A 13451-nucleotide genomic window follows, 5' to 3' on the forward strand; every position below is an offset into this window, starting at 1 on the left:
GCGGTGGTCCGGTTCCAGATCCCGGCCGCCTGGTCCGCGGGGAGGTAGGCCGAGAGCCATGCCATCCCGTCCTGATCCGGGGCGTACTCGACCCGACGATCCAGGACACCCTTTGCGTGCCGCTTCTCGATACTCTCCGTATGGTGGCGTTCCCGCCAGGTGCGGGCCCTGTGACGGAACCGGAACGCCGGCATTTCCCCTGCGGGACAACCACCGGCCGCGTTCGGCGCATCCGGGTCCAGAAAGTGGGCCTCCAGCGACGCGGCACCGGCCGGGTCAAGGGTTGCGGCTTCATCCACCATGGCCCGCGCGTGCTGCNGGCCTCTTGCGCCGAACCTTCCCCCGGTGAGGCGCCGGGAGGCGCTACAGATTCCGCCGTTTTAGCGAATTTCGCGGCGGCCTGGGCTTTCAGGGCAGCCATACGCGCATCCGACGCCGCCGCCCCGGCCAGAACGTCCAGGCAATCTTCGGCCAACCCATGCCGCGGATCGCCCCTATAAAACGCATCGGAGCCTGATTCAGCCACAACGGCAGTAAGCACAGCAATGGCGGCATTGATGTCCTTGAATGCCTTCGCCACTGCTGGGTTTCCCATGTCTAAATCATCCAGCGGGGGTCTGACATTTTCCGCGGCTGGCCAGGCTTACCCTGCCTTCACGGTCGTCGACGCCAGAGGTGTCCGGTTACGCATGGTGTCGATCCTGCTTATTTCTGCCGACCAACGAGTTCAGCCAACCAGCGAGTGGGCCCTGGAAACGGCAAGCTGCGGTCCGGGCAGGGGATAAGCGGCCGGGCCGGTGGCGGTTTCGTCCAGGAGCCAGAGCGTCGCCCCTGACGCGCCCCTGGGCATGATGCTGCCTTCAAACACAAACACGGACTGACCGGGCTGTCCTTCGGGAAGCCAGAACCCGTTCGCGGGGCAGTGGGATCCGGTTCTCGCCGCCAAGCGGCTCCCGCTCGAAGGGACCCGGTGCGCACTGCTGATCTTTTTCACGATGTGCTCCCAATCAACTAATTCCACTGAAGAAATGATTGCCGGTTCATCCGACATTTCATATTTCAAGATTAGTTTCGCGGAAGCGAGTTTACTAAGACCAAATCCACATGCCCTGATAAGGAAAAGCTTTGGATCCAAAGCTACCTTGTGTATTTAGCGCTCAGCATCTCCTGGAGCATTTCCTTCAGCACCATCAGGACGGCCGATGCCGCCTCTGACAGTGGTTCGTGATCCGGCGTGCAGAGTGCTATTTTGCACTGCAGCCCTGGATCAAAAATCCGCAGGACCCGGAAGTCTTCCTCGTGGAAAAGTGCGTCGGCTGCTGACTTCGGCAAGATGGTGGCGCCCATGTCCGCCCGCAGGAGCCGGGTCAGGGAAGGCACGGATTCCACCTCGCCCACCAAGCGAAGGCTGAGTCCCTTGTCCCGCATGCCGGTCTCGACAATCTGGCGCAGGGTGTGGTTCTGCTCGGGAAGGAACAGGCCGAATTCCGCTGCCTCCTCAAGGGTGATCTCGCCCGACTTGGCTGCCGCCGTGTTCTTGCCGTTCACCACCAGGTGAAGATCCTCCACGATCATGGTGGTGAACTGCACGCCGCGAATGGGCCCAGGCTCGTAGATCAGGGCCATGTCCAGCCTGCCGTTCTTGATGGCCTCGCTCAGCACGCCGCCGTAGATCTCCGTCAGGTGGAGCACGATGTCCGGGTAGCGCCGCGCTACTTCACTGATAATGCGCGGCGTCAGGCTCGAAGCCATGCTGTACGGTGCGATCGCTATTGACACGCGGCCGGCAGGGGCGGCCCCCGAACTCGCCACATCCTGGCGTGCCTGTTCGACCAGCCGAAGGATGGTCTGAGCGTGCCGGTAGAGCGTGTGGCCGGCGGCTGTGGGCTGCACGCCCTGCTTACTGCGGATGAGCAACCGCTGCTTCAGCTCGGTTTCCAGTGCGGAGACCTGCTGGCTCAGGGCAGGCTGGGCCACGTGCAGGGCTGCGGCAGCCTTCGTGATGCTCCCTGAGTCAACAATCTTCACGAAGTAGGCGAGTTTTCGAGTGTCCATACCGGCGTTTCTTTCGTCTGCGGCGCCCTGAAGCCCCGACGGGTCATATCCGGATTTTATGGAGGGATACGCAATAGGTCTTTGTGTGATCCACATCTCGGACACTAGGTTGATCTTCAGAACACAATTTCTGTGACAAACAGATTATACCCCTCCATCCATAAGCGGCGATGATGCCCCTATATGGCTTTTGCATAATCACTCCGTTTACAGAAAGCGTCGCTTTCTTTTACGTCCACGAAATATACGCTCCATACCTTTTAGAAGCATCCTCCAGAATCCGACGGATTCCCACCTGACTAAGGAAGAGACTCAAATGAGAGTTATCACTAAAGGCAAAATCGCATTAGCCGCTGCCGCGACAGCCGCAGCCCTGGTGCTGACCGGCTGCGGGGGCAGCGCAGGGTCCAGCAGCGGCGGAAACTCCAGCGCCACGTCGGGCGAGCTGAACCTGATTGCCTACTCCGGTGTCTGGCAGGACCAGTACACGGCTGCCGTTATCGAACCTTTCAAGGCCAAATACCCGGACATCAAGATCAACTACTCCTCCAAGCGCTCCTCCGCCGAAATGCTGAGCGCACTCCAGGGCCAGAAGAACAATCCGGCCACTGACGTGGCCATCATGGACAACTCCGTATCCACCACGGGCAACACGCAGGGTCTCTTCGACAAGATCGACCCCGCTGCGGTTCCCAACCTGGCGAACGTACCCGAGCAGTTCAAGAACAAGGGCGGATTCGGTCCGGTAGTCATGCTGGATGCGGTTGGTTTGCTCTATGACACGGCAACTTTCCCCAAGGCGCCTGAGAGCTGGGATGTGCTCTGGGACCCGGCCTACGCAGGCAAGATCAACGTCAATGCTCCGCCGTCGCTGCTGGGTCTGTCCCTGACTGCGATCACGTCCAAGATGGAGGGCGAGGACTACACCAAGAGCATCGACAAGGCGGTTGCCCGCCTTAAGGAGATGGCGCCGGGCGTCCAGACGTTCGCCCCCAACCCCGACGAATACCAGAACGTGATCACCGGCCAGACGGTCCTGGGGCTGGGACAGAACGCCCGCGGCCAGTTCTACAGCGACCAGAGCAACAAGAAGATGGGCGTGACGTTCCCCAAGGAGGGCACCGTCTACCAGATCAACACCGTCAACGTCGTCAAGGATGCGCCCAACAAGGCCGCCGCCCAGACATTCGTTGACTATGCGCTCTCCGCCGAAGCGCAGACCGCCTTCGCCAAGGCTCTCTTCTACGCCCCGTCCGTGACCAACGCCGACCTGCCGGCGGACGTCAAGGACCGCGTGGTTCCCACTGACGGCTCCCTGAACATCGTCCCCCTCGATGTTGAGTTCCTGTCCTCCGCCCGGGACAAGTGGACTGACACCTGGAAGCGCCAGATCATCACCAAGTAGCCGTCCCCACGGCGCCCCTCCCCCCATCTGCTTCAGGAGAACTGAAATCGTGACTGAATCAAAACTGTCGATCGTGGATCTGACCAAGAGATACGCAGCCGGTCTTGACCCGGCCGTCGACCGCCTGAACATGGAGGTGGAGGAGGGGCACCTGGTGGCGCTCCTCGGCCCGTCAGGCTGCGGCAAAACCACCACCCTGCGGATGGTGGCCGGCCTGATGGACCCCACCGCCGGCTCCATTGTGGTGGATGGCAAGGAAATCACCCACACCCCTGTGAACAAGCGCGGCATGGGCATGGTGTTCCAGTCCTACGCCCTCTTTCCGCACATGAATGTGGAACAGAACGTGGCCTTCGGGCTGCAGATGCGCCAGACCTCAAAGTCCGAGCAGAAACGCCGGGTGGCCGGGGCGCTGGACATGGTCCAGCTCGGCCACCTGTCCAAGCGGCAGGTCAAGGACCTGTCCGGCGGGCAGCAGCAGCGCATCGCCCTGGCGCGCGCCCTCGTAGTGGAGCCCACGCTCCTGCTCCTCGACGAGCCCCTGTCCAACCTTGACGCCAAGCTCCGCGAGACCATGCGGACCGAGATCCGCTCCATCCAGCAGCGGACCCGGGCCACTACGCTGTTCGTGACCCACGACCAGGACGAGGCGCTGGACATGGCCGACCGCATCGCCGTGATGAACGGCGGCCTGATAGAACAGTTTGGGTCGCCCACCGACGTCTACGAACGGCCACGGACGCGGTTCGTGGCGAACTTCATCGGCCAGGCGAACTTCCTCAACGCCCGGGTCCTTTCCGAGACGGGTTCCGCGGCCAAGGGCGAAACCCACTACAGGGTCTCCATCGACGGGCTCGGCCAGTTCGGTGCGGTGGGCGCGCCCGGCCTGACCGGATCCACGCATGAACTCGTCATCCGCCCCCACCGGCTCAGGGTGTCCCTCCAGCCGGCCGGGACCGAAACCATTGCGGGCGTCATCGAACGGGTCAACTACACCGGCGATGCCCTCTCCGTAGCTGTCAAGGCCGGCGACCGCGTCCTGCAGTCCCAGATGCCCACGTCCAGCGGCGACCTGCCCCGTACTGGCGATGCAGCCTATCTTTCGTGGAACGAGCAGGATGCCTACCTGCTGCCCACCCCAGTGAAAGAGCCGGCAGCGTGACCGTCACCCAGACCGAGGCCCCGGCCGCCCGCCGGGCCGGCGCGGCTGAAGGCGAGCTGGAAAAGTCCACAGGACGCCGCAACCGGCGGACCTACCTTGCCCTCCTGATACCGGGCGTTCTCGGACTCGTGGTCAGCTTTGTTTTCCCGCTGGCCTACATGGTCCGGATGTCCTTCAACAAGGGTGCGCCGGACGGTGTCATCGAGGAAACCTTCACGCTGGACACGTATATCCAGCCGCTGACCGATCCGTACTACTGGCGGGTCACGCTGGACACCTTCCAGATGGGTGTCACCGTGGGACTGCTCTGCGTCCTGGTGTCCTACCCGGTGGCCCTCTTCCTCGCTCGGAGCACCAGCAAATACCGCGGGCTGCTCATCGCCGTCGCCATCGCACCCCTGCTGACCTCGGCGGTTGTGCGGACCTACGGGTGGATGGTCATCCTGGGCACGAACGGCCTGGTAAACTCCACGCTGGACGGAATGGGCCTGATCGATACGCCGCTCAAGCTGACCAACAACATGACCGGCGTAACCATCGGTCTTGTTGAGATCTTTATGCCCTATGCCATCCTCGCGATGATCTCGGGCTTCGGGCGCCTCAGCCCGCAGCTGGAAGAAGCCGCCGGATCGTTGGGCGCCAGCAAGCTGCAGATTTTCACCCGGGTGACTCTGCCGTTGAGCCTGCCCGGCATCCTCACGGCATTCCTGCTGGTCTTTGTGTTGTCGATCAGCACGTTCATCACCCCGCGCCTCCTCGGCGGCGGCAGCGTCCAGGTGCTCGCCACGGAAATCTACGATCAGACCACCGGGCTGCTCAACTGGCCGTTTGCGGCAGCACTCTCCGTCATCCTGCTGGTCCTGTTCGGCCTGATCATCGCCGTTTACCAGCGCCTCACCAAAAAGATCGGAGGCTAGCCATGTCCGAGGCCCGCCTGTTCAAGCCGCGGTTCAACCCGGCCAAGCCCGCGTTCGGGATCCTGGTATTCCTGCTCTACTTGTTCCTCCTGGCGCCGCTGCTGATCGTCTTTGTTGTCTCGTTTGCCTCCAACCAGTACCTGTCCTTTCCGCCGGAGGGCCTGACGTTCAAGTGGTACGAGATGCTGCCGGAGGAAAGCACCTTCATGAACGGCATGCGGGTCAGCCTCATTGTCGCCGTGATCGTCACGGTCATCGTTTTGGCGCTCGGAGTTCCGGTGGCATTGGCCCTGGACAGGTTTGAGTTCAAAGCCAAGGCAGCGGTGCAGTCATTCTTCCTCTCGCCGCTGCTGATCCCCAGCATCGTCCTGGCGCTGGGCATGGTCCTGCTGTTTGGTCCGCTGAACCTGAACAACACCTACACCGGCATCATCATCGGCCACGTGGCCATCACCATCCCGTTCGTGATCAGGACTACGCTGATGAGCCTGGCCACCACCGACACGTCCTGCGAGGCGGCGGCAAGGATCCTCGGGGCAGGGTCGTGGACCGTCTTCCGGCGAATCACCCTTCCGATCATCCAGCCAGGGGTCATCGCCGGCGGCGTCATAGCGTTCATCGTCTCCTTCGACGAAGCAGTCATCTCGCTGTTTGTGGCCGAATCAGGGCTGCCGACGCTGCCCGTGCAGGTCCTGCGGTACGTGGAGAACTCTGCCGACGCAGCCGTGGCGGCACTGTCCGTCATCCTCATCCTGATCTCCCTCGCCGTCGTCGTAGTCGTAGAGCGTGCTATGGGCCTGCGCAAAGCCCTGCGCTAGGCGCCCGGGATAGGCCCCGGGGTCATAACGGTGGCCTATCCCGTGACATGGATTACGTCTTTGTGTGGGGCAGCGCACGGTGCCAGACTTTTGGGTAGGGCCGGAACCGCGGTTTACAGCCATAAGCAATGGCGATGACTCACCACGCGGCGGCCGCTTCCCCCTCAAGTTTTTCCGGCCCCCCACGGGCACAACAGCTCAGAACACCACGAAGGAAGGCACACACTATGGGTCGCACGGTTGATCTTGTGGCAGATCTCGGTGAAGGCTTCGGTGCCTACTCCCTGGGTGACGACAGCGCACTTCTGGAAATCGTCTCCAGCGCGAACATCGCCTGCGGATTCCACGCCGGCGACCCGGACATCATGGACCGCACCGTTGCCGAATGCGTCCGGCGCGGCGTCAGCATCGGTGCACACCCCAGCTTCCCGGACCTGCGGGGCTTCGGACGGCGCGCCATGGATCTCACCGCGGCTGAAGTCCGCAACGACGTCCTCTACCAGCTCGGAGCCCTGTCCGCCTTCGCCGCCTACCACGGCACCAGCGTCGCCCACATCGCCCCCCACGGCCGGCTGGGCAACCTCGTCGCCACCCGCCAGGATTACGCCACCGCGGTCGCGGATGCCGCCAGCCGCTTCCGCGCAGACCTGATCGTCCTGGCCCAGGACGGCGAGCTTGCCCAGGCCGCCACCGACCGCGGGTTGCCCGTGGCCATCGTGGGCATCGCCGACCGGGCGTACGAGGACGACGGAACACTGGTGCCGCGCAGCCAGCCCGGCGCCGTCATCCATGACCCGGCAACCATCGTCGACCGAACCATCCGCATGGTGTGCGAAGGAATCATCGAATCGGCGTCCGGCGTAAAGCTTTCCGTCGTCGCGGACACCGTCCTGCTGCACGGGGACAACCCGGGCGCCGTGGACCTGGCCCGCATCATCCGCAAGGAGCTCATCGCGGCCGGCGTGACCATTGCCCCGCTGCCCCAGGTGCTCGCGGCCAAAACGGAAGCCGCCTGAGATGACCGCTGCAACCCCTATCGAGGTACACGAATCAGGCGACGCCGCCCTCCGCGTCGTCGCCACCTCCCCTGACCGGGAGCGGAACTGGGCCGCGGTCCACGCCCTGGCGACATGGCTTGAGACGGCCGACGTCGACGGTGTACACGGCGCGGTTCCCACCTACGATTCGGTGCTGGTGGAGTTCGACCCCTACGTCACATCAGCCCGCCAGATCAGGGCCTTCGTCCTCCTGGGCATGCGCCAGCTGGATTACGTCGGCACCCCGGCCCGCACGCCCCGGCAGTTCGATGTCCCCGTAGTCTACGGCGGCGAGTACGGACCCGACCTCCAGAAGGTCGCGGACCACGAGGGACTCTCCGTTGCCGCGATCATCGCCCTCCACACGGCCAAGTCCTACGTCATCCGTTGCCTGGGGGCCCCGGCCGGATCGCCCATGATGGACGGCCCGGACTTCCCCCTGCCCGTACCCCGGCTCAAGGACCCCCGGCTTTCCGTGCCCGCAGGCGCCGTCTCCGTCGCCGGCCGGCAGGCAGTGATCGCACCGGCCTCCGCTCCCGGCGGGTGGTGCGTGATCGGCCAAACGCCGCTGACCGTTCTGAACCCGGACAAGCAGCCCCTGGTCCCGTACATGCCCGGCGACCTGCTCCGGTTCCACGAAATACCGGCCGCCGAATTTCAGCACTTTGCCGGCCTTGAACTGGAGGCATCCGCATGAGCGGGACCCTGACCATCCAGCAAGCCGGCCACTCCGTCGTCACAGACCTCGGCCGGTTCAAGGGGCCGCGCTACGGCCTCCCTGTGAACGGGGCCTTGGACCAGTTTTCTGCACGGGCTGCCAACATCCTGGCCGGCAACCCGGACAACGATCCGCTCCTCGAAGTCACAGCACTGGACTTCCGGATGCGGGCAGACTCAGACCTGCTCATCGCCGTCACGGGTGCGCCACTGACACTGACCGTGGGCGGGCGTGAATGTCCGCAGTGGGAGCCGGTGTCGGTCCTGGCCGGGGAAACCGTGGCATTGCACGGCATGAACACCGGGCTGCGCGTCTACGTCGCCGTCCACGGCGCCCTGGACGCCCCGACGCTGCTGGGCAGCTGCGCGCCGGACACCGTCGTCGGGTTCGGCCTGAAACTTGCGGAGGGCACTGTCCTGGGGGCCCGCAAAACCGTGCCGCCGATCAGGCAGCCGTACTTTGATCTTCCGCTGTTCCGGCTGGGGTTGACCCGCCCGGGAACCAGCGCCAGCCCGGTCATTGACGTCACCGACGGACCGGACATCGCCGAATTCGGCGACACCGCCGATCTCCTGTTCAACACCAGCTACACCGTGAGCGGTCGGAGCAACCACATCGGCCTCCGCCTCGGCGGGGCGCTTCCGGAACGGCAGTCAGCAGCGGAAGTCCTTTCCAGGGGCGTTCCAGTCGGGGCCATCGAGGTCCCGTCCCGGGACGAGCTCCTGGTGCTTCACCGGGGACGGGGCGTGACGGCCGGATACCCGGTACTCGGCGTCGTCACCAGCCGCTCGCTGGATGTCCTTGCCCAGGCCAGGCCCGGGCATACCATCCGGTTTCGCAAGACCACCGTGGCCGAAGCCACTGCGCGGCACCGAGCCGCAATGCGTGAACTCGAGGCGCTGCGCACGTCAGTAAATACAGTCTTTGGCTTACTGGGTGTGGGAGCCCCGGCAAGCTGGCGGGAACTCATGCCGGCGTCCGGAACCTGAGACCACCGTTACGTCCCGCCTCAGTCACCAGAAACAAAGTAAGGATCAAGATGTCAACGTCAACGCGAGCGGCCGGTCCGCAGAACGACCGCCTGGATGCCAGGCAAACCCGGAAGGTGGTTACCGCCGGTTGTGTGGGCATCTTCGTGGAACTCTACGACAACGGCATCTTCGCCTTTATGGCCGGAACCCTTGCCTTGGTGTTCCTCGCCCCCGGCAACCCGGACAACGCACTGCTGTTTGTCTTCGCAGGCTATGCCGTGTCCTTCTTCGTGCGCCCTTTGGGTGCCGTGGTCTGCGGTTACCTGGGTGACCGCATCGGCAGGCAGAAACTGCTGGTCTTCGTTATCCTGCTCATCAGTGTGGCAACCGCCGGCATCGGCCTGCTGCCTGCCTACTCGGCAATCGGCGTCGCCGCCCCGGCGCTCCTTGTGCTGCTCCGGATGCTGCAGGGCTTCTCCGTCGGCGGCGAGTCCGCCGGCGCCATGACGTTCCTCGCCGAGCACGCGCCGGAAGGCAAGCGCGGCATCATTACCTCCTACGCCCAGATCGCCTCTTTCGCGGCCCTGCTCACCGGCACGATGGTTGCCTACTCCATGTCCCCGTGGCTCACCCAGGCAGCGATCGACGGCGGCGGGTTTGGTTCCTTCGCCTGGCGCATCCCGTTCCTGGTCGCCGTCCCCATGGGCATCATCGGCTGGTACATCCGCAAGGCGATCAGCGATACCCCCAACTTTGAGAAGCTCAAGGAAGAAGGCGGTCTGTCCAAGAACCCGCTGAAGGAAGCCTTCGCCTCCGCCGAACACCGCCGTGCCATGCTGCTGGCCCTCTTCATCCCGCTGATGAACGGCTCCGGCTACTACGTCCTCTTCTCCTACATGCCCACGTTCCTCAAGGGCAAGCAGCTCAACTTCACCATCGGCGAAGCACTCCTCGTCACCGCCTGCAGCCTGGTTGTCATCTGCATCGCCATCCCGTTCATGGGAGCCCTCTCCGACCGGGTCGGCCGCAAAAAAGTCATCGCCGGCTCCGCAATCGCGATGGCCATCGTCGGAATTCCGGCCTACGCCCTCATCGCCACCGGCGAGATGGCACTGGCCATCCTGGGTGCCTGCAACATGGCAGTGGTCTTCGCCGGCCACACCGCCGTCATCCACATCCTGATCGTCGAACTGTTCCCCACCCGGGTGCGGTACTCGGCCTACGGCCTCGGGTATAACGTCTCCTCGGCTCTCTTCGGCGGCACGGCGCCGTTGCTGATGACCTGGCTGATCTCCTCCACCGGAAACATCTACATGCCGGCGTTCTACGCCGTGATCACCGCCCTTGGCACCCTTGCCGCCGTCAGCACGGTCAAAGACCGGGCGCACCAGCCGCTCCGGGACGCCTGAACCACTCGCCGAGACTGAGGCTTTGGCCCCCGCGTCCAAGCCATCCATTCTTTTGCCAACCCCACTCATTGGAGACTTCCATGTCATTTTCAGACTATTCAACTGCCCTCGTGACCGGCGCCTCCACCGGCATGGGCGCCGCCATCGCTGAACGCCTGGCCAAGCGCGGACTCCAAGTACATGCCTTCGCCCGCAATGAAGAACGCCTGCAGGAACTGGCGGACCGCACCGGAGCCATCCCGCACACCGTTGACCTCACGGACACTGCGGCGCTGACCGCAGCGGTGGAGGGCCTGAACGTGGACGTGCTCGTCAACTGCGCCGGCGTCTCCCGCCCCGGAAACATCCTGGACTCCACCGAAAACGACATCGACGAGCTGGTGGACGTCAACCTGCGCTCCCTTCTTCAGCTGACCCGCCTGGTGCTTCCCGGCATGGTGGAGCGGGACAAGGGCCACATCGTCAACATCAGCTCCATCGCCGGCGTCTACAACTTCTATGGCCACACCGTTTATCACGCCACCAAGGCAGCAGTGCACCAGGTCTCCCGGCAGCTGCGCAACGATACCGTGGGCAAACGCATCAGAGTCACGGAGATCTGCCCAGGCCGGGTGGAGACCGAAATCTTCGGCCGGAACATGGGCGGCACACCCGAAGCCATGGAGGAAGCATGGAAGACCTACTACGAGGGTTATGAGACCCTCACGACTGACGACATCGTCAATGCGCTGGATTATGCCGTCGAAACACCCCAGCACGTGAACGTCGGCATGCTGGAACTCATGCCCACCTTCCAGGTCCCCGGCGGACTTACCTTCGACCGCCGCTGATCTGACTGCCCCTGATCACAGCCCGTGACGGGCAACAGCCCCCGCACCGCCAACAGCAGAAACCGATAGGTCCCCTGATGCACAACATCCGTACGGTCAGTTTCCCCGACCAGCAGCTGTTCGCCGATCTGGAGCCGCTTCCGGGCGGGCTCCGGGGCGTCGTCTGGGACCTCCGGTCCGATCCCCAGGGCGGAACCCTGGCTGAGATCGATGCCGTGATCCTGCCCTACATCGACGCCGGGGCGGTGCTGCCGGCGCTGGCCAACGTGCCAGGGCTCAAGTTCGTCCAGACCCAGTCCACGGGTTTTGACGGTGTCCGGGAAGCAGCCGGTCCGGCGGCCGGTGTGTCCAGTGCCGCCGGTGTGCACGCTGCGGCCACAGCGGAACTGGCGGTGGGACTCATCCTTGCCAAGCTGAGGGGGATTGACCAGGCGGTGAGGGATCAGCTGCAGGCTGCCTGGCGGCCCGAGCGCCGCCAGTCCCTCGCAGACCGCCGGGTGCTTTTGGCCGGCGTCGGCGGCATCGGGCAGGAGATAGCAAAGCGCCTGGAACCGTTCGAGGTGACTGTCACGCGCGTGGGGAGCGCCGCGCGCGACGACGACCACGGGCACGTGCACGCGTCCTCCGAACTGGCAGAACTCGCCGCCAGCCACGACATCCTTATTTCAGTCCTGCCCCTGAGTGACCAGACGCACCACCTGATCGGGGAGAAGGTCCTCTCAGCATTGCCCGACGGCGCGCTGGTGGTCAACGTGGGCAGGGGAGCCGTGGTGGACACGGCCGCGCTGACCAAGGAAGTAGCGTCCGGCCGGCTGCAGTGCGCCATCGACGTGGTGGATCCGGAACCGCTCCCGGCTGACCACCCGCTGTGGCGTTCGCCGAACGCCCTGATCACGCCCCATATTGGGGGTAACGCGTCCGCCTTCGAACCACGGATGGTCAAGCTCCTGTCGCAGCAGCTGGAAGCGCTGGCAGCTGGCCGCCTTCCGGCCAACCTCGTGCAGAACGGCCCCTTCTAGGGAGCAGCGCGAACGGACAGTTGGGGCCCTCTGAGAAGCGCGAACGGACAGTTGGGGCCCTCACCGCAGGGCCCAAGTGTCCGTTCGCGCGAAAAGAACGGCCGTCCCAACGTGGACGGCCAGGAACAACCACCGCGCCCCAGCGATCGGCGCCAAACAGCACAAACCGCGGCGAAGGAGCTGCTCAACTATGAATACACTTTTTGATTTGACGGGGCGGGTTGCCCTGGTGACGGGTTCGAGCCGGGGGATTGGCAACGCGTTGGCGCGGGCGTTGGCTGATGCCGGGGCGACGGTGGTGCTGAACGGGATTAATGCGGAGCGGTTGAAGGCGGCGGAGGCGGCGATGGCCGCGGACTTCGCGCCGGGGCGGGTGCATAGTGTCGCGTTTGATGTCACGAGTGATGCCGAGGCTGCCCGGGGTGTTTCGTGGGTGGAGGAGCATGTGGGTCCGTTGCAGATCCTGGTGAACAATGCCGGGATCCAGCACCGGGTGCCGATGCTGGAGCTCGATGTGGCGGATTGGGAGCGGGTGATCAGGACGGATCTGACGGGCGCGTTCCTGGTGGGGCGTGAGGCGGCACGGCACATGATCCCGCGGGGCAGGGGCAAGATCATCAATATCTGTTCGGTGCAGACGGACCTGGCCCGGCCCACGATCGCCCCGTATGTGGCGGCCAAGGGCGGGCTGCGGAACCTGACCCGGGCGATGACGGCGGAGTGGGCGGGCTCCGGGCTGCAGATCAACGGGATCGCCCCGGGCTACATCCACACGGAGATGACGCAGAACCTGGTGGATGATGAGCAGTTCAATGCCTGGATCCTGGGCCGGACCCCGGCGCACCGGTGGGGCACGGTCCAGGACCTGGCCGGCCCGGCGGTGTGGCTGGCTTCGGACGGGTCGGATTTTGTGAACGGGCAGACGATCTTTATCGATGGCGGAATGACGGTGGTGGTCTGATGGGCGCTTCAGCAGTGGCTCAGGGGACCGAAGCAACAGCCCTGCCTGGTTCCGGGGTGCCGGTGTCGGGTTTGGCGGTGGTGGCGCATGCGGCGGGGGATCTGCGGATCGAGGAGGTCCCGCTGGGTGCACCGGCCGCGGACGAGGCC

The 13451-nt window shown here is 64.4% G+C and carries 13 protein-coding genes and 1 pseudogene; 11 read left to right on the forward strand and 3 right to left on the reverse strand.

From position 1 onward, the window contains the following. The 3 genes and pseudogenes from NG698_RS21060 to nac all read right to left on the reverse strand — a co-directional run. Nucleotides 1–302 (reverse strand): annotated as a pseudogene (locus NG698_RS21060) (HNH endonuclease signature motif containing protein); the annotation flags it as partial. Nucleotides 303–727: 425 nt separating this feature from the next. Next, nucleotides 728–1021, reverse strand: coding sequence for a hypothetical protein (locus NG698_RS21065; RefSeq protein ID WP_252612171.1), 294 nt, complete (start codon nucleotides 1019–1021; stop codon nucleotides 728–730). A 116-nt stretch (nucleotides 1022–1137) separates the two neighbouring features. Further along, nucleotides 1138–2055 carry a nitrogen assimilation transcriptional regulator NAC gene (gene nac / locus NG698_RS21070; protein WP_252612173.1) on the reverse strand — a complete coding sequence of 306 codons (918 nt, stop codon included), beginning with the start codon at nucleotides 2053–2055 and terminating at the stop codon, nucleotides 1138–1140. A 316-nt stretch (nucleotides 2056–2371) separates the two neighbouring features. On the opposite strand from nac, the gene NG698_RS21075 reads away from it, so the two are divergent. The 11 genes from NG698_RS21075 (at nucleotide 2372) to NG698_RS21125 (ending at nucleotide 13302) form a co-directional block, all read left to right on the forward strand. Beyond that, nucleotides 2372–3460 carry an ABC transporter substrate-binding protein gene (locus tag NG698_RS21075; protein WP_252602495.1) on the forward strand — a complete coding sequence of 363 codons (1089 nt, stop codon included), beginning with the start codon at nucleotides 2372–2374 and terminating at the stop codon, nucleotides 3458–3460. Nucleotides 3461–3509: 49 nt separating this feature from the next. After that, nucleotides 3510–4622 (forward strand): ABC transporter ATP-binding protein, encoded by a 1113-nt coding sequence (locus NG698_RS21080; RefSeq protein WP_252602494.1) that lies wholly within the window; start codon nucleotides 3510–3512, stop codon nucleotides 4620–4622. Next, complete coding sequence (locus NG698_RS21085) at nucleotides 4619–5539, forward strand: ABC transporter permease (protein WP_252612175.1); 921 nt, start codon at nucleotides 4619–4621, stop codon at nucleotides 5537–5539. Before NG698_RS21080 ends, NG698_RS21085 begins: the two co-directional genes overlap by 4 nt. Nucleotides 5540–5541: 2 nt before the next feature. After that, a complete protein-coding gene (locus tag NG698_RS21090) occupies nucleotides 5542–6357 on the forward strand; it encodes an ABC transporter permease (protein ID WP_252602492.1) in 816 nt (271 codons plus the stop codon). Between the two features lie 227 nt (nucleotides 6358–6584). After that, nucleotides 6585–7373, forward strand: a complete 789-nt coding sequence (locus NG698_RS21095; RefSeq protein ID WP_252612177.1) for a LamB/YcsF family protein — start codon at nucleotides 6585–6587, stop codon at nucleotides 7371–7373. Between the two features lies 1 nt (nucleotide 7374). Continuing rightward, on the forward strand, nucleotides 7375–8091 hold the full coding sequence (locus NG698_RS21100; protein WP_252602489.1) for a 5-oxoprolinase subunit B family protein: 717 nt from the start codon (nucleotides 7375–7377) through the stop codon (nucleotides 8089–8091). Beyond that, complete coding sequence (locus NG698_RS21105) at nucleotides 8088–9101, forward strand: 5-oxoprolinase subunit C family protein (protein ID WP_252602487.1); 1014 nt, start codon at nucleotides 8088–8090, stop codon at nucleotides 9099–9101. Before NG698_RS21100 ends, NG698_RS21105 begins: the two co-directional genes overlap by 4 nt. 50 nt (nucleotides 9102–9151) lie before the next feature. Continuing rightward, nucleotides 9152–10492, forward strand: coding sequence for an MFS transporter (locus tag NG698_RS21110; protein WP_252612179.1), 1341 nt, complete (start codon nucleotides 9152–9154; stop codon nucleotides 10490–10492). 80 nt (nucleotides 10493–10572) lie between these two features. Beyond that, the gene (locus NG698_RS21115) at nucleotides 10573–11322 is read left to right on the forward strand and encodes an SDR family oxidoreductase (RefSeq protein WP_252612187.1); all 750 of its coding nucleotides are present in this window, start codon (nucleotides 10573–10575) and stop codon (nucleotides 11320–11322) included. Between the two features lie 77 nt (nucleotides 11323–11399). Beyond that, complete coding sequence (locus NG698_RS21120) at nucleotides 11400–12341, forward strand: 2-hydroxyacid dehydrogenase (protein ID WP_252612189.1); 942 nt, start codon at nucleotides 11400–11402, stop codon at nucleotides 12339–12341. A 190-nt stretch (nucleotides 12342–12531) separates the two neighbouring features. Beyond that, entirely contained in the window at nucleotides 12532–13302 is a 771-nt protein-coding gene (locus NG698_RS21125) for an SDR family oxidoreductase (protein WP_252612191.1), read from the forward strand. Nucleotides 13303–13451 lie beyond the last annotated feature (149 nt).

Source organism: Pseudarthrobacter raffinosi (genome assembly GCF_023913735.1).
In the GTDB taxonomy this organism is placed as follows: Bacteria; Actinomycetota; Actinomycetes; order Actinomycetales; family Micrococcaceae; genus Arthrobacter; species Arthrobacter raffinosi.